The sequence below is a fragment of the Gottfriedia luciferensis genome (genome assembly GCF_002156865.1).
GTDB classification, from domain to species: Bacteria; Bacillota; Bacilli; order Bacillales; family Bacillaceae_G; genus Gottfriedia; species Gottfriedia luciferensis.
On record NZ_NCTA01000018.1, the window covers coordinates 1 to 18,201 of the forward strand.

Annotated in this window: 13 protein-coding genes, 9 tRNA genes and 2 rRNA genes; 20 read left to right on the forward strand and 4 right to left on the reverse strand. The window is 35.6% G+C overall.

Features of this window, described 5'->3' with window-relative positions; all coding sequences use genetic code 11:
- The 19 genes from B7R67_RS13325 to B7R67_RS13415 all read left to right on the forward strand — a co-directional run.
- Positions 1-324 (forward strand): 23S ribosomal RNA (locus B7R67_RS13325); the annotation flags it as partial.
- 119 nt (positions 325-443) lie between these two features.
- Positions 444-559: ribosomal RNA gene (gene rrf, locus B7R67_RS13330) — 5S ribosomal RNA — on the forward strand.
- Between the two features lie 10 nt (positions 560-569).
- Positions 570-644, forward strand: a tRNA-Asn gene (locus B7R67_RS13335).
- Positions 645-653: 9 nt separating this feature from the next.
- A tRNA-Thr gene (locus B7R67_RS13340) sits at positions 654-726 on the forward strand.
- A 17-nt stretch (positions 727-743) separates the two neighbouring features.
- Positions 744-818, forward strand: a tRNA-Glu gene (locus B7R67_RS13345).
- Between the two features lie 10 nt (positions 819-828).
- Positions 829-904, forward strand: a tRNA-Val gene (locus B7R67_RS13350).
- An 18-nt stretch (positions 905-922) separates the two neighbouring features.
- Positions 923-1,007, forward strand: a tRNA-Tyr gene (locus tag B7R67_RS13355).
- An 8-nt stretch (positions 1,008-1,015) separates the two neighbouring features.
- Positions 1,016-1,090: transfer RNA gene (locus B7R67_RS13360), tRNA-Gln, on the forward strand.
- A 25-nt stretch (positions 1,091-1,115) separates the two neighbouring features.
- Positions 1,116-1,188: transfer RNA gene (locus B7R67_RS13365), tRNA-Lys, on the forward strand.
- A 16-nt stretch (positions 1,189-1,204) separates the two neighbouring features.
- Positions 1,205-1,279 (forward strand) — tRNA-Gly (locus tag B7R67_RS13370).
- 25 nt (positions 1,280-1,304) lie between these two features.
- Positions 1,305-1,380: transfer RNA gene (locus tag B7R67_RS13375), tRNA-Ala, on the forward strand.
- A gap of 361 nt (positions 1,381-1,741) precedes the next feature.
- Positions 1,742-2,641: an arginase gene (gene rocF, locus B7R67_RS13380; protein ID WP_088071211.1), complete on the forward strand. Its 900-nt coding sequence runs from the start codon at positions 1,742-1,744 to the stop codon at positions 2,639-2,641.
- Positions 2,642-3,274: 633 nt separating this feature from the next.
- Positions 3,275-4,093 (forward strand): diadenylate cyclase CdaA, encoded by an 819-nt coding sequence (cdaA, locus tag B7R67_RS13385; protein ID WP_088071213.1) that lies wholly within the window; start codon positions 3,275-3,277, stop codon positions 4,091-4,093.
- A complete protein-coding gene (locus B7R67_RS13390; RefSeq protein ID WP_088071215.1) occupies positions 4,086-5,369 on the forward strand; it encodes a CdaR family protein in 1,284 nt (427 codons plus the stop codon). Before cdaA ends, B7R67_RS13390 begins: the two co-directional genes overlap by 8 nt.
- Before the next feature lie 13 nt (positions 5,370-5,382).
- Positions 5,383-6,726, forward strand: a complete 1,344-nt coding sequence (gene glmM, locus B7R67_RS13395; RefSeq protein ID WP_088071217.1) for a phosphoglucosamine mutase — start codon at positions 5,383-5,385, stop codon at positions 6,724-6,726.
- 538 nt (positions 6,727-7,264) lie between these two features.
- Positions 7,265-9,067, forward strand: a complete 1,803-nt coding sequence (glmS, locus tag B7R67_RS13400) for a glutamine--fructose-6-phosphate transaminase (isomerizing) (RefSeq protein WP_088071219.1) — start codon at positions 7,265-7,267, stop codon at positions 9,065-9,067.
- Between the two features lie 561 nt (positions 9,068-9,628).
- Positions 9,629-10,969 (forward strand): erythromycin esterase family protein, encoded by a 1,341-nt coding sequence (locus B7R67_RS13405; RefSeq protein WP_088071220.1) that lies wholly within the window; start codon positions 9,629-9,631, stop codon positions 10,967-10,969.
- A gap of 205 nt (positions 10,970-11,174) precedes the next feature.
- Positions 11,175-11,753 (forward strand): sensor domain-containing protein, encoded by a 579-nt coding sequence (locus tag B7R67_RS13410; protein ID WP_088071222.1) that lies wholly within the window; start codon positions 11,175-11,177, stop codon positions 11,751-11,753.
- A gap of 94 nt (positions 11,754-11,847) precedes the next feature.
- A complete protein-coding gene (locus B7R67_RS13415) occupies positions 11,848-13,635 on the forward strand; it encodes a helix-turn-helix transcriptional regulator (protein WP_088071224.1) in 1,788 nt (595 codons plus the stop codon).
- Positions 13,636-13,941: 306 nt separating this feature from the next.
- Here B7R67_RS13415 and B7R67_RS13420 read toward each other — a convergent pair whose 3' ends face one another.
- Positions 13,942-14,487: a helix-turn-helix domain-containing protein gene (locus B7R67_RS13420; RefSeq protein WP_088071226.1), complete on the reverse strand. Its 546-nt coding sequence runs from the start codon at positions 14,485-14,487 to the stop codon at positions 13,942-13,944.
- A 388-nt stretch (positions 14,488-14,875) separates the two neighbouring features.
- Here B7R67_RS13420 and B7R67_RS13425 point away from each other — a divergent pair, with 388 nt between their 5' ends.
- A complete protein-coding gene (locus tag B7R67_RS13425) occupies positions 14,876-16,237 on the forward strand; it encodes a D-serine ammonia-lyase (protein ID WP_088071228.1) in 1,362 nt (453 codons plus the stop codon).
- A 156-nt stretch (positions 16,238-16,393) separates the two neighbouring features.
- On the opposite strand, the gene B7R67_RS22510 is transcribed toward B7R67_RS13425, so the two are convergent.
- The 3 genes from B7R67_RS22510 to B7R67_RS13440 form a co-directional block, all read right to left on the reverse strand.
- Positions 16,394-16,828, reverse strand: coding sequence for a hypothetical protein (locus B7R67_RS22510; protein ID WP_088071230.1), 435 nt, complete (start codon positions 16,826-16,828; stop codon positions 16,394-16,396).
- Positions 16,829-16,833: 5 nt separating this feature from the next.
- Entirely contained in the window at positions 16,834-17,184 is a 351-nt protein-coding gene (locus tag B7R67_RS13435; protein ID WP_088071232.1) for an ASCH domain-containing protein, read from the reverse strand.
- A gap of 196 nt (positions 17,185-17,380) precedes the next feature.
- Positions 17,381-18,028 carry a 2OG-Fe(II) oxygenase gene (locus tag B7R67_RS13440; RefSeq protein WP_088071234.1) on the reverse strand — a complete coding sequence of 216 codons (648 nt, stop codon included), beginning with the start codon at positions 18,026-18,028 and terminating at the stop codon, positions 17,381-17,383.
- Positions 18,029-18,201: the final 173 nt, after the last annotated feature.

Genomic DNA, 18,201 nt, shown 5'->3' on the forward strand with positions numbered 1-18,201 from the left:
AGCTGGGTTCAGAACGTCGTGAGACAGTTCGGTCCCTATCCGTCGTGGGCGCAGGAAATTTGAGAGGAGCTGTCCTTAGTACGAGAGGACCGGGATGGACACACCGCTGGTGTACCAGTTGTTCTGCCAAGAGCATGGCTGGGTAGCTATGTGTGGAAGGGATAAGTGCTGAAAGCATCTAAGCATGAAGCCCCCCTCAAGATGAGATTTCCCATAGCGTTAAGCTAGTAAGACCTCTGAGAGACGATCAGGTTGATAGGTCAGAGGTGGAAGCGTGGTGACACGTGGAGCTGACTGATACTAATCGGTCGAGGACTTAACTAACAAGTTTGATAATGATATTATCTAGTTTTGAGGGTACAATTTTTATAAAAAAATATCAAAAAAGTTATTGACTTTAAGAGATATTTTGATATAATAATTAATGTCCTTAAGAAATTGAATCAAGTGATGATAGCGAAGAGGTCACACCCGTTCCCATACCGAACACGGCAGTTAAGCTCTTCAGCGTCGATGGTAGTTGGGGGTTTCCCCCTGTGAGAGTAGAACGTCGCTTGGTTTAAGATCATTCCGCAGTAGCTCAGTGGTAGAGCACTCGGCTGTTAACCGAGTGGTCGTAGGTTCGAACCCTACCTGCGGAGCCATTTTTTAACGCTTCCATAGCTCAGCAGGCAGAGTACTTCCATGGTAAGGAAGAGGTCACCGGTTCGAGCCCGGTTGGAAGCTTAGGAAAAGTCATTTTTGGCCCGTTGGTCAAGTGGTTAAGACACCGCCCTTTCACGGCGGTAACACGGGTTCGAATCCCGTACGGGTCACCACTTATATTATGGAGGATTAGCTCAGCTGGGAGAGCACCTGCCTTACAAGCAGGGGGTCGGCGGTTCGAGCCCGTCATCCTCCACCATCTAATTTAATAAATACCGGAGGGGTAGCGAAGTGGCTAAACGCGGCGGACTGTAAATCCGCTCCCTGTGGGTTCGGCGGTTCGAATCCGTCCCCCTCCACCATTTATTGTTGGGCTATAGCCAAGCGGTAAGGCAACGGATTTTGATTCCGTCATGCCCTGGTTCGAATCCAGGTAGCCCAGCCATTTTTTTATTTGTTAAAATGAATACGAGCCATTAGCTCAGTAGGTAGAGCATCTGACTTTTAATCAGAGGGTCGAAGGTTCGAATCCTTCATGGCTCACTCTTTTTTTTTATATGCGGAAGTAGTTCAGTGGTAGAATACAACCTTGCCAAGGTTGGGGTCGCGGGTTCGAGCCCCGTCTTCCGCTCCATTTTCGTTTAAAAAAATAAAATAATGGGGCCTTAGCTCAGCTGGGAGAGCGCCTGCCTTGCACGCAGGAGGTCAGCGGTTCGATCCCGCTAGGCTCCACCAATATACATAAAGTTAAACCTTAGTCAAACGACTAAGGTTTTTTTTGTACATTAAGGAATTATAAATTTGCAATGATGTAGAAAACTCAACGTAGTAGCCAATTTTAGGGATTAAACATAGTGTAAGAATCCACTGTTTTCGCATAAAAAGCTCGCCAATTGGCGAGCTTTTTATCTAAAGTCATTTAATAAAGTAGTTCTAAAATGCATATGTATACAAAAAAATGTCGAGTTGACCCATCGGTTTCAAAAGATTTAAACTATTACTATAATTAGTAACTTTAAAAATTAAATTTATTTTTATTTTTTAACAAGTTAAGTAAGCGTTTTCTTGCGCGAATTTAAACAATGGGGGAAAAATCATGTTAAAAGAAATTTCAATAATTGGCGTACCTTTAGATTTAGGACAAACAAGACGTGGAGTAGATATGGGACCAAGTGCAATTCGATATGCACAATTACATGAGCGTATTGAACGTATGTCTTACAATGTTGAAGATTTAGGGGATATTTTAGTAGAACGTACACCTATACAAGAAGATAATACTGAACATAACTTAAAAAATTTAAAATCTGTAAAAGAAACATGTGAAAAGCTTGTTGTTGAAGTAGATGAAGTTATTAAACGAAATAGAATGCCATTAGTACTTGGTGGCGACCATAGTATTGCAATTGGTACTTTAGCTGGTGTTTCAAAGCATTATAATAATCTTGGTTTAATTTGGTTTGATGCTCACGGAGATTTAAATACAGCTGAAACTTCTCCATCTGGTAATATTCATGGCATGTCATTAGCTGTTTCATTAGGACATGGACACGAGTTATTAACGAAAATCGGTGGTTATTTCCCTAAAGTAAAACCAGAGAACGTAGTCATCATCGGTGCTCGTGATCTTGATGAAGGTGAAAGAGAGATTATTAAAGAGTTAGGCATCAAAGTATATACAATGCACGAAATTGATAAATTAGGAATGACAAAAGTAATGGAAGAAACGATCGATCATTTAAAAGATTGTGACGGTGTTCATTTATCTTTAGACCTTGATGGTTTAGATCCAATTCACGTACCAGGCGTTGGTACACCTGTTCCTGGTGGAATTACTTATAGAGAAGGTCATTTAGCAATGGAAATGTTATCTGATTCTGACATTATTACTTCAATTGAATTCGTAGAAGTAAATCCAATTTTAGATGAAAGAAATAGAACAGCGATCGTTGCTGTAGCATTAATTGGCTCATTACTTGGTGAAAAGTTACTATAATTTTTTCTTAAAAAGCTAGCATAACTGCTAGCTTTTTTTATTTGCCTTAATAAATTTAAATTGATGAAATAGATTATAAAAAAAATATATATGAATAAACCACTCGCAGGTAAGATGGACTGTGAGTAAAGCAATTCACACTCTGTTAATAATTAAAACTTAACGTTTAATAACTGTCTTTCTTAATAGTGCTTTATTATTAGGCTGTATTAAAGTTAATTGTTGATATTTTACAAAAGATATTTTTCGAAAAATATTTTTATAGAACTAAAAGTATAGAATATTTAAAGAGATTGATTGGAGTGGAAGGTGGGAGACTGAAAGAGCAGGAATGGCAGGGAAAGCATAAAGGAAGAGCAGGCTTAGAGGAAATAAATAAAATATACTAAAGTCTTTTATATCTTTCCTTTCTCCTTAATCCTGCCTTTCCTTGTTCCTGCTCTTAAGAAAGCGAGCATCCTGTAACGGAAATCAACCTTCTTTTTAAAAGAGCCTTTTATTAAAATTATAATTATTCATATAGTAGTTAAAGAATTGTTAATAGATTTAATTACTCTCAAATTTTGTGTATTACAAAAATATGATATAATACTCAAGATATGGTTTTAATATAAAGAATTAGGAGGGTAAAAGATGCCTTCTTTACATATGAATTTTTTACAGTATTTACAAAATGGATTAGATATACTAATAGTTTGGTTTGTTATTTATAGATTAATTATTATTATTCAAGGGACGAAGGCTGTCCAGTTATTAAAAGGTGTTACCATCATTATTGTTGTTAAAGTATTAAGTAGTTTATTTGGACTACACACTCTACAATTTTTAATGGATCAAGCATTAACATGGGGATTCTTAGCAGTTATTATTATCTTCCAACCAGAGCTAAGGAGAGCATTAGAGCAACTTGGAAGAGGTCGATTCTTCTCTAGAACAACAGGTAGTGGAATTAATGATCGAAATGATCTTGTTGAAAATATAGCAAAAGCCACTGAATACATGGCTAAACGTAGAATAGGTGCCCTTATTTCATTTGAAAGACAAACTGGTATGGGCGATTATATTGAATCAGGTATTCAAATGAATGCGAATCTATCATCTGAACTACTGATAAATATCTTTATTCCAAATACACCTCTTCATGACGGAGCAGTCATTATACAAGGTGAAAAGATTACAGCAGCAGCCTGTTATTTACCGTTATCTGAGAGTGCATTTATCTCGAAGGAATTAGGTACAAGACATCGTGCTGCAGTTGGGATAAGTGAAGTTACTGATAGTTTAACAATTGTAGTATCAGAAGAAACAGGAGCAGTTTCAGTAGCAAGAAATGGGAATCTATATAGAGAATTATCGAGAGACGAGCTTGTTAATTTATTAAGCTCGGAACTAAAATCACCAGAAGAGTCCACTACATCTAAATGGAATTGGAAGGTGAAACGTAATGGATAATTTTATGGATAATCGTTGGATATTGAGAGGGATTGCATTATTAGTAACCTTACTACTCTTTATGTCTGTCAATTTAGCACCGTCATCAAATACATCAGGGCTAGGTGACATACCGTTTGTTAATAATAAAGAATTAGTACGTGATGTACCAGTAACGCCTATTTACGATCAGCACAACTTAATTGTAACTGGTATTCCTAGGAAAGTTTCTGTGCAATTAGATGGGCCGAATAGTATCGTAAAAACGGCTGAAATGAAAAAGGATTTTGAAGTATATTTAGATCTAACTTCTTATGCCCTTGGTACATATGAAGTACCTTTAAAAATAAGAAATATTTCAGATAAAATAAAGGCAACTATTAAGCCGAGGACGGTTAGAGTAACGATTAAAGAAAAAATTGAAAAAGAAGTCTCAGTTAAAGTTGTCTATTTAAATGAAAAAAATATTAAACATGGTTATAAAGCTGAAAATGCAATAGTCAAACCGGGATTAATTAAAATAGTGGGCTCAACTGAAGAGGTATCACAAGTTGCTTATGCAAGTGTTGATATAGATGTATCCGATGCTAATCAGACATTTAGTCAGGTTTTACCTGTTAAATTATTTAACAAGAAAGGCAATCAGCTTTCTTTAAGCACTGTTCCTAAAAAAGTTGAAGTAACAGTCCCAATTGTTTCTGAAAGTGCTAATTTTCCTATTAAATTAGTGCAAACAGGCACATTACCAGATGGATTAAAACTAAATGGACTTGTGAGCAATGTATCGTCGGTAAAAATTTATGCACCTAAAGATTGGCTAGATAAATTTAAGGGACCTTTAGTAATTCCAGTAGATTTATCATCCATTAATCAAAGTGGAACTTACGAAATTGATGTTCCTACTCCAAATGGTGCATTTAGAATTGATCCAGGTACAATTAATGTGGATGTAAATTTTGATGAACAGAACGAGCAGAAGTTTAATAATATCCCAATAAATATAGTTGGAGAAGATAATCAATTTTCATATAAGATTGTGAAACCTTCATCGGGGAAAGTAGTAGTTACTGCTAATGGTTTTCAAACAGACCTGAATGCAATTAAAGCAAGTGACATAAGTGTAACAGCAAAAGTTAATGGTCTAGATGCAGGTACTCGGGAAGTAGCGCTAACAATAAGTGGACCTAAAGGAGTTACTTATAGCATCGACCTTGATACAGTAACAATTGAAATTACGGATAAAAAGTCTGGCCAAACTGAAGGAAAATCAGACGCTGTTGGACAGTCATCGAATTAGAAGGAGAGTTAAGATGGGTAAATATTTTGGTACTGATGGTGTACGAGGAGTTGCAAATAAAGAATTAACTCCTGAATTAGCATATAAAATTGGTCGTTGCGGTGGTTATGTTTTAACGAAAAGTAATGTTAAACCTAAAATTTTAGTAGGTCGTGACACACGCGTTTCAGGACATATGCTTGAAGGAGCGTTAATCGCAGGATTACTATCAATTGGTGCAGAGGTTATGAGATTAGGTGTCATTTCAACACCTGGAGTTGCTTATTTAACAAAGGCTCTTGGAGCGCAAGCGGGTGTTATGATATCAGCATCACATAATCCTGTTGCTGATAATGGAATTAAGTTTTTTGGTCCTGACGGATTCAAATTATTGGATGAGCAAGAAGAAGAGATTGAAGAACTAATGGATGCAGAAGTAGATAAATTACCAAGACCAACTGGAAATGATCTATGCCAAGTAAATGATTATTTCGAAGGTGGTCAAAAGTATTTACAGTTCCTAAAAAATACAGTTGATGAGGATTTCTCTGGTTTATTAGTTGCTCTTGATTGCGCACATGGAGCAACATCTTCACTAGCACCTTATTTATTTGCTGATTTAGAAGCAGATATTGTAACAATGGGAACAAATCCAAATGGATTTAATATAAACGATGGTGTAGGTTCAACACATCCGGAGGCACTTGCAGCACTTGTTAAAGAAAAAGGTGCCGATATAGGTCTATCATTTGATGGAGATGGTGACCGTCTAATTGCAATTGACGAAAATGGTGAGATCGTTGATGGTGACCAAATTATGTATATTTGTGCAAAATATTTAAATGAAAAAGGTCGCTTAAAACAAAATACTGTTGTATCAACTGTAATGAGTAACTTAGGCTTTTACAAAGCTGTAGAAACGAATGGAATGAAAAGCGCTGTGACTGGTGTTGGTGACCGTTATGTAATGGAAGAAATGAGAAAAAATGGCTTCAATCTTGGCGGTGAGCAATCTGGACATATCATCTTTTTAGATCATATTACGACTGGTGATGGTATGTTGAGTGCAATTCAATTAGTTAACATTCTGAAAGAATCAGGAAAAACTTTATCGCAATTAGCTGGTGAAATGAAAAAATATCCTCAGCTTTTAATTAACGTTCGTGTAACAGATAAAAATGAAGCGCTAAATAATGAGCGTATTAAATCAATCATTGCAGAAGTAGAGGAAGAAATGAATGGGAATGGACGTATCCTAGTTCGTCCTTCTGGTACAGAGCCTCTTATTCGTGTAATGGCTGAAGCTCCTTCTGAAGCAGAATGTAAAATGTATGTAGAACGCATTGTTGCAGTAGTAAAAGAAGAAGTTGGAGAATAAAAATAAATAAAATTTCTATGCATAGATGAGCACTTTTGTGTGAGTCTATGCATATTTTTGTTATATAAACGACTATACTTTAATTTACTATAAATATTTTTATTGACCATTTTTAATACTATATAGTATAGTTGGTTTATTGTTTTCCTAACAGGAAAGGAGTATATAAACAATAAATAGTTTAAAAAAAGCGCCAGAACTACACAGGACGAAGAAGTGTAGTTGACGAGGTGGAGTTTTATCGAAGATTCGGCGGATGACTCCCGGTTGACGTATCACAACCGAAATTATTTGCATAAAACATATGGGTGACCATATGCACAAAAGTAAATAACTGATACACCGTTTAAAAACTAAAAAAATGAACTCGCTAATGAGCGGAATATGAAAGGTAGGTGGATATTGCTTGTAAGTCCTCTACCATTATTAAACATGACGAGGGAATCGAAAATTATAGTTAAACGGTTAGGAAAGCAGCGTTCCATTCCTATACATTTTTGTATGTCTTGTTTTAGGACTTACTAAGCAATAGTTATTTATGTGTGGAATCGTTGGATATATTGGAAATGATAATGCGAAAGAAATTTTGTTAAAAGGTTTAGAGAAATTAGAGTATCGTGGATACGATTCTGCTGGGATTTCTCTTTTAACAGACAATGGTGTAGAAGTTTATAAAGAAAAAGGTCGTATTGCAGTATTACGTAAATCGATCCCTAAAAAAGCGGACGGACATGTTGGGATTGGTCATACTAGATGGGCAACACATGGTGCTCCAAGTAAACGTAATGCGCATCCACATCAAAGTTCTACAGAACGTTTTACACTTGTTCACAATGGCGTTATCGAAAATGATGTTCAATTAAAAAACGATTATTTACAACATGTTGAATTTACTAGTGATACAGATACTGAAGTAATTGTTCAATTAGTAGAACTTAACATCAAAAAAGGATTAACTGTTCTGGAAGCATTCAGAGAAACACTTAAACTTCTTAAAGGTTCTTATGCAATTGCGTTATTAGATAAACAAAACGAAGATGTAATCTATGTTGCTAAGAACAAAAGTCCATTACTTGTTGGTATTGGGGAAGAGTTTAATGTTATTGCTTCTGATGCAATGGCAATGCTTCAAATTACTGATCAATTTATCGAATTAATGGATAAAGAAGTTATTTTAGTTTCTAAAGACAATGTTCAGTTAATGGACCTTAACGGTAATATTAGAGAACGCGCTCCTTATACAGCTGAAATTGATGCTAGCGATATCGAAAAAGGAACTTATCCTCATTTCATGCTAAAAGAAACGGATGAGCAACCATTAGTAATTCGTAACATTATCCAAAAGTACCAAAATGAAAATGGCGAGCTTGTAATCGACAATGAGATAAAAGCAGCTCTAGCAGAAGCTGACAGATTATATATTATTGCTTGTGGAACTAGCTACCATGCTGGTCTTGTTGGAAAGCAATTTATTGAAAAAATGGCAGGCGTTCCTGTAGAAGTACATGTTGCTAGTGAATTCTCTTACAACATGCCATTACTATCAGAAAAACCATTATTTATTTATATTTCTCAAAGTGGTGAAACTGCCGATAGTAGAGCGGTTTTAGTCCAAACAAATAAATTAGGTCACAAAGCAATCACAATTACTAACGTACCTGGCTCTACATTATCACGTGAAGCGAACTACACTCTTCCTTTACATGCTGGTCCAGAAATTGCAGTAGCATCTACTAAAGCTTATACAGCACAATTAGCAGTACTAGCAATCGTTGCAAATGACTTAGCAAAAGCAAAAGGAAAAGCAGTTAATTTTGACTTAGTAAAAGAGCTTGGAATCGTTGCGAATGCGATGGAATCAATTTGTGGTCAAAAAGAAGAATTAGAGAAAATTGCTTCTGAATATTTAGCAACTACTCGAAATGCATTTTTCATTGGTCGTAACGTTGATTACTTCGTATGCCTAGAAGGTGCACTTAAATTAAAAGAAATCTCTTACATCCAGGCAGAAGGATTTGCTGGTGGAGAGTTAAAGCATGGAACAATTGCTTTAATTGAAGATGGAACTCCTGTATTTGCTTTAGCAACTCAAGAATCTGTAAACTTAAATATCCGTGGAAATGTAAAAGAAGTAGCAGCTCGTGGTGCAAATCCTTGTATCATTTCAATGGAAGGTCTAAATATGGAAGGCGATCGCTTCATCTTACCTAAGGTGCAAGAAGAATTATCTCCATTATTATCTGTAGTACCATTACAATTAATTTCTTATTATGCTGCTTTACACCGTGGATGTGACGTTGATAAACCACGTAATCTTGCAAAATCAGTTACAGTTGAATAATCAAATTAGCTTAATTAAGTGTGAGTTATAACTAATCGTATCACAACTTATATTAAAATTTTTCATAACAGTATAAGTTAAATGTGAAAAGTGTGTTTATTTACAAAAAGTTAGTTAAAATTTTAACTGGGAGTTGGAAGTAAATGATAAATTTAGAAAATGAAAATATTCCAACAAAAGAAGATTTTCATGTTAGCGAAATCGATGAGCGTGTAGTAGTAAAAAAACCTATTAAGGCTTAAAAATATATAAATAAAAAAGAGGCTATGATGTACATCAGCCTCTTTTTTATTTGGATTCTAAATATTTTCGAAGTATTCCACTTAATTAATTTATGGAAAGTTCAATGAACAACATCCAATATTTGCTGGTATTACAACTGTTGATTGTACATATCCAAAATGTGTAATGATTAGCCTATGACTTGTGTCAAATAATCTTATGACAATGTGTAACTAGGAAATGTGATATTGAATAAATAACAATTGAATTAGGCAATTGATTCGTGCAAGTACATGAATCAAACTTGCTTTTGTAAATAATTCAATTGAGGTGAGAAGAATGAATAAGAAAAAGATGTTTTGCGCAATGGTTAGTACTGCTATATTAGTCACTGGATGCGGTGGAGAAGGAAAAGCTCAAACGATAGCAGTCGAAGATTCAGCTCAACCAATTCAAAATAATATCGTTAAATCAATACAATCACAGGCAATGCAATTAAAAACGATCGAACCAGCAAAACCATTTGATGATTTGAAACCACTTAAGAACATGATTGGGAGCGCCCAGTATGTAGGATTAGGAGAGAATACTCATGGAAGCTCTGAAATATTTACCATGAAGTTTCGCCTTGTGAAATATTTGGTAACTGAGATGGGTTTTACGAATTTCGGAATGGAAGAAGATTGGGGGAACGGCTTAAAGCTAAATGAATATATCCAAACAGGAAAAGGAGACCCTAGGGAATTTTTAAAATTGTTATATCCTACTGATGAAATTATAGCCATGATTGAGTGGATGAAAGATTATAATGCTGATCCATCCAATAAAAAGAAGATCCAATTTATCGGACTTGATTTAAAAACAATGGACAAAAGTGCCTATGATAAAGTAATTGATTATGTAAAGTTACATCGACCAGATTTGCGTGCAGAAGTAGAAGAAAACTATAAAGAGCTGTCTTCTTTTACTGGAAGTGTACAGGAATACATGCAGCTTGCACCTGAAATAAAAGAAAAATTTAAGGCAAATGCTGAGAAAGTAGTCCAATTGCTAAAAGATGAAAATGAACAAGCGAACACAGATCAAGTTTCATCCGAGTTTCTCTGGGTGAAAGAGACGGCAAATGCAATAGAGAAATTTACAATAATGCTGCTTCCTAATGATTATCCAAGTATAGTAAAGCTACACGATCAATACTTGGCGGATCATGCAATGTGGGCACAAGAGACATTTGGCGGTAAAACGATGGTATGGGCACACAATATCCACATCGCCAAAGGTATTATTGATGATAAATTATACCCTAATGTAGCGGGTCAGTTTTTGAAAGAGCGTTTAGACAATAATTATGTCGCTATTGGTAGTACAACTACGGAGGGGAAATTCACCTTGTACAGCGAATATAATCCTTCCACCGGAGGTAAGCTTGCAACGGAAACTATTCCACAAGATGTGACTAGTTCCAATTATACGCTTGGAAAAGTCCCATATGAAATGTTTTTGTTGGATAACCGTCACCTTAAAGGTCAAGCAAAGAAATGGTTTAAAGAAAAGAGGACGTTACTAAGTATAGGGGGACAACTTGTCCCAAACGGTTCATTATATTTTGATACTTCATTGCTTGAACAGTTCGATATAATTTTTCAGATCCGAAAAACAAGTCCATCTCATATTAGATAAGAGTACAAAATAATCCCTTCTTGCAGAGCTGAGAATGGGATTGTTTTGTATAGGATTAATAAATTCATCTTGTTTTTAACGATGAGTAGGCTGCTCTCCCCTTTATAGCATCATTTAAAAATGTCATATGACATTTTTACACTGGTTAGTATGACAAAGTAAGCAGTATGATGCCGTTATTAAACAGAGAGGAGTGATGAACCTTATGAAATCAAGATTCATCCAAAATGGTTATTTTTTATTGCTAACTTTCGTTACAGGATTGTTTTATTTTTGTTTTTACCTGGTATCCCTAGTATTTAGTTTCACCCTTTCATTTACCGTAGTTGGAATTCCATTAGTTATACGCGTACTACAGACTACAACACGTTTTATCCAATATGAGCGCATACAAACGAAAATTTATACTGATATTTCTACAGACTCTTACAATAGTGGTATAAATACGGATACATCGGACTGGGCTCAAGTGAAGTTTGAACTTACGAATCGTCGCAATTGGTCTGCTGTCTTTTGGTTAATGCAGAAATTTGTAATTGGAATTTTGAGTCTCATTAGTGCGGTCATTTTTTATGTAATGCCACTTTTGTTTCTGTTGGCACCACTATTATATCGATACATCGACGTGAATATCCTTTTCATACAGGTAGATACTTTTGCCAAGTCACTCCTTGTGATGTTTATGGGTTTAGTGATTACCATCATAAGTATTAAAATAGTTGATGGTTTGGCAAAAAAAATTGGAGGCTATACATATAGCATGATTAAGCAGCTAAATCGATAGAAGTTTATTATCTAAACTTAAAAGTATAAAAATCCAAGAAAGATTATTTTATAATATAGAAATAAGAAGGAAGGCTACTTAGGGGGTAAATGACTTGTTGGATTTGGTTAAGTATTGGTTTTGGTATGATTGGATAATGCTGGGAATACGTCTCCTAACTAGTGTGTCTATTATACTAGCAACATTAAATTTTCAGGATGGTTTAACATTACCACTTTGGATTGTTATTCTTTGGGAGGTTGTTGCCTTCTCTATTCCGTGGGTAGCCTTACTGTTCAATTATAAAAATTACTTGTTTACAGAAATACTGATATATGGCGGACTATGTATTTATTTAACCTCTTTATTTCCAGAAGCTTACAGCGCATTTCTTATAGCGGCGTTTCTTATCGCAGCAAATAGTAAGCATTTGTCCTATTATTGGACAGCTCCAACAACAGTATTTATAATAACTGGAATTTTCTATGTGGTTGCGCCAAGTAATAGCTATTGGATTATGGTCACCTACTACGGACTCGCTTATGTAATGGGGTTCGCTTTTCATTTATTAATCGTCAATCATAAGCAAAATGAAGCGATTAGTAAACAAAATGCGGTACTTGAGCAATATATGTCACAGATCGAACGCATTACAATTGCAGAGGAACGAAGCAGGCTGTCTAGTGAGCTTCATGATACAGTTGGCCATGCTTATACTTCGATTATTTTGGGTATGGAAACATTGCGTACCGAGCTTGTTACTGAAACGGGTTTACAAAGGCTAGATTCTCTACTTGAAATGGGACGTAAAAGCATTGAGGACGTGAGAGGTTACCTACATCAAATGGAGTCCCCGTGTCAATCGCTTTCCTTGACTCAATCTCTACAAAATCTTGGAGCTGAATTTCAGGAGCACGCTCGTGTGAATGTAAGCTTTCGAGCATTTGGAGAGGAATACCAACTGTCTCGGCAAGCGAGGATAGCGTTCATTCGTTGCTTACAAGAGTCCCTTACGAATGCAGTACGTCATGGTCAGGGGAATGAGATTACAGTTTCATTACAGTTTGAACAACAATATACGAGGTTGGAAGTCCAAGATAATGGAAAGGGAAATGTAGAATGGCAGGAAGGCTTTGGTATTAATGCGATGAAAGAGCGGGCAATGAATTTGCAAGGTCAATTGTCTGTGTATACAAAGCCAGATGAAGGAATGCTTGTTACCTGTACAATACCGCGACAAACTGAAATAAAAGATGAACCTATTCGTTTGTTAATTGTCGACGACCAGCCATTTGTTCGGGAAAGTTTAAGTAAACTACTCGACGGATATGAAGATTTAAATGTAGTTGGTTTGGCTGAAGATGGAATTCAAGCCATTGACTTGTGCGGGCGCCTTCAACCCCACGTTGTACTAATGGATTTAGATATGCAGCACATGGATGGAGTCGAAGCGACCAAAAAGATTAAGCAACAATGGCCACATATCCGTGTATTGATTTTTACAACGTTTCAAGATACGGAACAGGCGTTGGAATCACTTCGTAACGGTGCAGATGGTTTTTTACTTAAATCAATTGAAACGTTGGAGCTAGCTAATACGATCCGACTTATTCACAGAGGTGGGACCCTTATTGATCAGGGGATGTCTCACAAAATATTTGAGAAGTTTGATAAGCAAGACGTGACACCACAATCAAGAGCAAATGCTTATGAGCTAACAGCCAGAGAGATAGAAATATTGCAGCTCGTAGCAAAGGGACTCCGATACACTACGATAGCTTCAAGGTTATATTTGTCGAATGGTACGGTCAGAAATTATGCTTCCGTGGCATACACAAAGTTAGGAGTGCGTAATAAGGAAGAAGCTGTCCAGAAGGCTCAAGAAATTGGAATTATTGAATGAGAAAGCTGGTTTGTTGCTTCATTAGAACCTAAATAGCGTAGCACCACATCACAATCAAGCAAAGAAACAACAAATACCTCAAAACGAGTAAATTCGCATCTCCAGTTGATGTACAATATTTTTGGCTTTAAGAAGTTCTAAATTAAAAACAGTCACTTTCTTAAAAGTGACTGTTTTAACGCTGTTGAAAAATAGATTGGATAAAAACATTCTTAACCAAATGTTCACTCGATAGTTTTAAGAGAAATGTACCCTCTTTAAGAGGAACACTGATTCTCGGAGAATATTCATTTAACATTTTTTACATCAAAATGCAGGCGGGGTTACTGAAAATAATACAACTGCTTCTTGATTAAAAATATTTTCCCATTTATGTTTCAAATTTGCAGGTATTTTTACACTATCGCCAGCTTCTAATATATATTCTTCAGTATCTAAATACAGCTTAATTTTCCCTTCCATAATATATGCTACTTCCTCTCCTTTATGTTCTAGGAGTTTTTCTGACGAAGAAACATTAGAAGGAACCTTCATAATTGCTGTTGCTAAATTACCTGTAAAATCAGGTGACAATAGCTCATAAGATAAATTATCAATGATCATTTTCTTACGATTACTAGACCTAACAATTAAATCCTTCGTAATTGTTTGCTCGAGAAAAAAACTAAAGGTTGGAACATTCAGGGTTTTAGCTAATACCTTTAGGGTTTGGATAGAAGGATTAGCCAAACCACGTTCAATTTGGCTTAACATTGAAGGTGTAATATCTGCTAATTTTGCTAATTCCCTACTACTCAATCCTTTAGCTTTTCTAGCTTTTTCAACTTGCTTACCAATATCTATATTTTCCATCATTGATACTCCTTAAGGATTTATTAAATTTTAATTTAAGTTTTAAAAAAATGGTTTAACAGAATGAGAAAGGTGTGTTAAACTCTATTAAATAATATTTAATTATATTTAATTATATTTAATTACCATTAATTCAACGATCACTGAGTGAAATCGGCAAATACTCCTTAAAAGTAAATTGGAAGGCCGTCAATCCAGTGCTATAAATATTTTTAATAGTTTTTAATTTCCCAATCTCACTATACCAAACAATGAGGTGTTTTTCATATAATTGGAAATATGTGATGGAACCCACTAAATGACCGAGTACGTATTACTGTGACTAGGGTGAGAAAGTTGAGTAATAAATATAGTAGTTTCTGTATCGAAAATTAGGAGGATCAAACAAATGAAAGAGATTGAAAGCAAAGAATTGCAAAAATGGAAAGACAAATATCCATTACTTAAGAAGCTTATTTCGATGGATGAAGTGTTTTGGCTCAATCCAAATGTTGTAGATTTCCATACGGGAATTAAAAAATCTCCCCTTAATCATAAAGATGTAAGAGATGCGGAGGAAAGGTTGAAACGGTTCGCGCCATTTATTGCCAAGGTTTTCCCTGAAACGAAAGAAATGAATGGTCTCATAGAATCACCATTAGTAAGAATTCCGGCCATGAAAAGATCCTTAGAACAGGCTTATCAGCAACCTATATTAGGAGAGTTATACTTAAAATGTGATAGTCATCTTCCTATATCAGGATCTATTAAAGCGAGAGGTGGAATTTATGAAATTCTGAAACATGCAGAAGAATTAGCTTTTCAACATCAATTGTTAACTCTTCAAGATGATTATTCGATTTTAGATAGTGATAGGTTTCGAACATTTTTCTCACACTATTCAATTGCAGTGGGATCGACTGGAAATTTAGGACTTAGTATTGGCATCATCAGTGCAAAGCTAGGTTTTAATGTTTCTGTCCATATGTCATCTGATGCAAAACAGTGGAAAAAAGACTTACTTAGAAGCAAAAACGTCAAAGTGATTGAATATGAAGCAGATTATAGTAAAGCTGTAGAGGAAGGACGTATCCAAGCAAGTAATGATCCAACATGTTATTTTGTCGATGATGAAAATTCTCATGATCTATTTTTAGGATATGCTGTAGCAGCATCACGTTTGAAGAAGCAATTAGAAGAGCAAGAGATAACAATAGATGAAGATCATCCTTTATTTGTTTACCTTCCATGTGGAGTAGGTGGTGGTCCTGGTGGTGTAGCTTTTGGTTTAAAATTATTATATCAAGACAATGTTCACTGTTTCTTTGCAGAACCAACGCACTCACCATGTATGCTACTCGGTTTAATGACTGGACTACATGATAAAGTATCTGTACAAGATGTTGGGATCGATAACGTAACAGACGCGGATGGGCTAGCTGTAGGAAGGCCATCCGGGTTTGTTGGTAAAACGATCGAACCTTTCTTAAGTGGTAATTATACCGTTAGTGATGAACAGCTGTACAAGTTGCTAAAAGAACTAGTCGATACAGAGGGAATTCATTTAGAACCTTCTGCACTAGCAGGCATGATCGGTCCAAGTAAATTATGCAAAGAAGGCATTGAATATTTACAGCAACATCATTTAACGGAAAAGATGAGTAAAGGTATCCATATTGTTTGGGGAACGGGTGGAAGCATGGTTCCAGAAGAAATGAGGACGAAATACTATGAAAAAGGAGCAAAACTAGCCCTTGAGAAACAGCAATAATTTTTAATTGGTTTAGTTTAGTCTTGTGTTTATTATTTATAATAACTTAAGAGAGCCTTGCTATGTATAGAATGTAGTAAGGCTCTTATCATCGATAAAAAAAAAGACAAGGTTTCTTCGATAGAAGACAACCTGTCTGCTTACATTGAATCATATCTACCATAATGTAGGCTTTACCACCATAAACCATAGCATAACCATCAAAAGAATGATGTAAATCCAGGTAGAACGACGAAGTAATTGAATTAATGTTCCTCGGTCCTGGTCTGGTTCGCTGAATTTTCGAATGGTTGGCGAAAAGGCTCTAGCTAGAAAGAATAATGAACTTACTAAAAGAAGTATAGTCATTACAATCCAAGAGGTCTTCCATGACCAAGAACCTACTAGTACCAACAAAACCCCTGATCCAACCAGTACATGCCCAGCATGCTTAGCCAATCTGACTGCAAAACGGAATACATCAAGATAGCTCTGCTGTATCGCGGACTCGGAGACATTCAGCTTTTTTAGGATTGGAAACAAAATAAAAAATGGGCCAATAGATAAGATTACACTAGAGATATGTATATATAGAAGCAATCGATACAGCATATCATTTAATCTTGGATGAGGCTAAACTCATGAACCCAAACTCTCATATTTGGAAGCCAAGGCATTCCAGGGTGAATGGATAGGATAGATTGCTTATACTCTTCTACATTGGTATAGCCTTCTTGTTTAGCATGCTCATCTGTCAATTCACCAAGGGATTGTGAATAAACACGTTCAACAACAAACTGACGATTTTCAAGAGTCATCACTTCACCAATATCTGCATATCTCCCGTTGCGGCGAGTAGCCGTTTTTTGTCCTGCCAGTACTTTTTCGATATCTTCCTTAATCGTAATAAGGCGTTCAATTGTACATGTTTTTGGTGGCAAAGCGTTAGTTTCTTTTTGATTTGTCATCTAATTCATTCTCCTTTTTTCCATTTCAATTCAGGCTATTTAATGTGTTTATTGAAAATAAAAACACAATTAATACCATTTTAAAGATATTAATACCAAATTAGCAAATTTTTTATAGGATAAAAATGGAATAAGTTACATAAGTAAAAGAGGATAATCATGAATGACCATCCTCTTTTGGATAATTTTTTTGTAATCAGCGAATACGTTTTCGTCTCATCCACTGTGTCGCAACCCATTTTTCTCCGCTAATGACAGGGTTTCCTGCATGGATAGTTTGTTCATTAATTTTTTCATCCTGATAAAAGTATTCAAAGTAAAGCCCCATGCCTTTTTTTGCAGCGACAGAATAATTAAGTGTAGGAAAAAACGTTTCTCCGCCTTCTTCAACATCATTTAAATAGAGAATAAGTGTGCTAATTCTATTATTGTAGGTCGGATTAGTAGAAAAGTAATCAAAATGTGGTTTATATTGTTGTCCAGGTTCATAATGAAGGACTTGTAATGGTTCAGCATGCTCAATTGGAATATCCATAATCGTTTCAATTCGGTTTTCAATCCGTTTGATGAGTTCCGTTTCACTTTCATCAAAAAACATACCGCGACTTGTGCGCATTTCACTTTCATCCCGAGTTAAGCCAATTTTAGACCTCTTCATTTGATGTTTCGCTTGGTTAATTAGCTCATCGCACTCTTCATCACTTAAAACATTACCGAGTAAGACAATTAGCGGTTCTTCTAGACGATCAATAATCTGAATCTCGCGGTCAACTGTTTGTATGATCGGACCTGTATGCTTAAAAATGGTTTGTTCGGTTTCATTTAAAGTACCTACTTCTAACATTTATTCACATCTCCCTGTATCATTTCGTTTGATATTACCTTTGAAAATAAATAGCGTGAGTCATAATAGTTGCGGCAAAAATGAATAACAGAATATTTGTGAAATTAAAAACGCACTTTGCTTAAAGAATATAATATTGTTTTCTTCAATAATTCTTCACGGTGATACCATTT

Bases quoted from the DNA above. Each gene is read 5' to 3' on its own strand.
- cdaA (WP_088071213.1), top strand. From the start codon at position 3,275: ATGCCTTCTTTACATATGAATTTTTTACAGTATTTACAAAATGGATTA.
- B7R67_RS13425 (WP_088071228.1), top strand. From the start codon at position 14,876: ATGAAAGAGATTGAAAGCAAAGAATTGCAAAAATGGAAAGACAAATAT.
- B7R67_RS13390 (WP_088071215.1), top strand. From the start codon at position 4,086: ATGGATAATTTTATGGATAATCGTTGGATATTGAGAGGGATTGCATTA.
- glmS (WP_088071219.1), top strand. From the start codon at position 7,265: ATGTGTGGAATCGTTGGATATATTGGAAATGATAATGCGAAAGAAATT.
- glmM (WP_088071217.1), top strand. From the start codon at position 5,383: ATGGGTAAATATTTTGGTACTGATGGTGTACGAGGAGTTGCAAATAAA.
- B7R67_RS13405 (WP_088071220.1), top strand. From the start codon at position 9,629: ATGAATAAGAAAAAGATGTTTTGCGCAATGGTTAGTACTGCTATATTA.
- B7R67_RS13420 (WP_088071226.1), bottom strand. From the start codon at position 14,487: ATGGAAAATATAGATATTGGTAAGCAAGTTGAAAAAGCTAGAAAAGCT.
- B7R67_RS13440 (WP_088071234.1), bottom strand. From the start codon at position 18,028: ATGTTAGAAGTAGGTACTTTAAATGAAACCGAACAAACCATTTTTAAG.
- B7R67_RS13410 (WP_088071222.1), top strand. From the start codon at position 11,175: ATGAAATCAAGATTCATCCAAAATGGTTATTTTTTATTGCTAACTTTC.
- B7R67_RS22510 (WP_088071230.1), bottom strand. From the start codon at position 16,828: ATGCTGTATCGATTGCTTCTATATATACATATCTCTAGTGTAATCTTA.
- B7R67_RS13435 (WP_088071232.1), bottom strand. From the start codon at position 17,184: ATGACAAATCAAAAAGAAACTAACGCTTTGCCACCAAAAACATGTACA.
- rocF (WP_088071211.1), top strand. From the start codon at position 1,742: ATGTTAAAAGAAATTTCAATAATTGGCGTACCTTTAGATTTAGGACAA.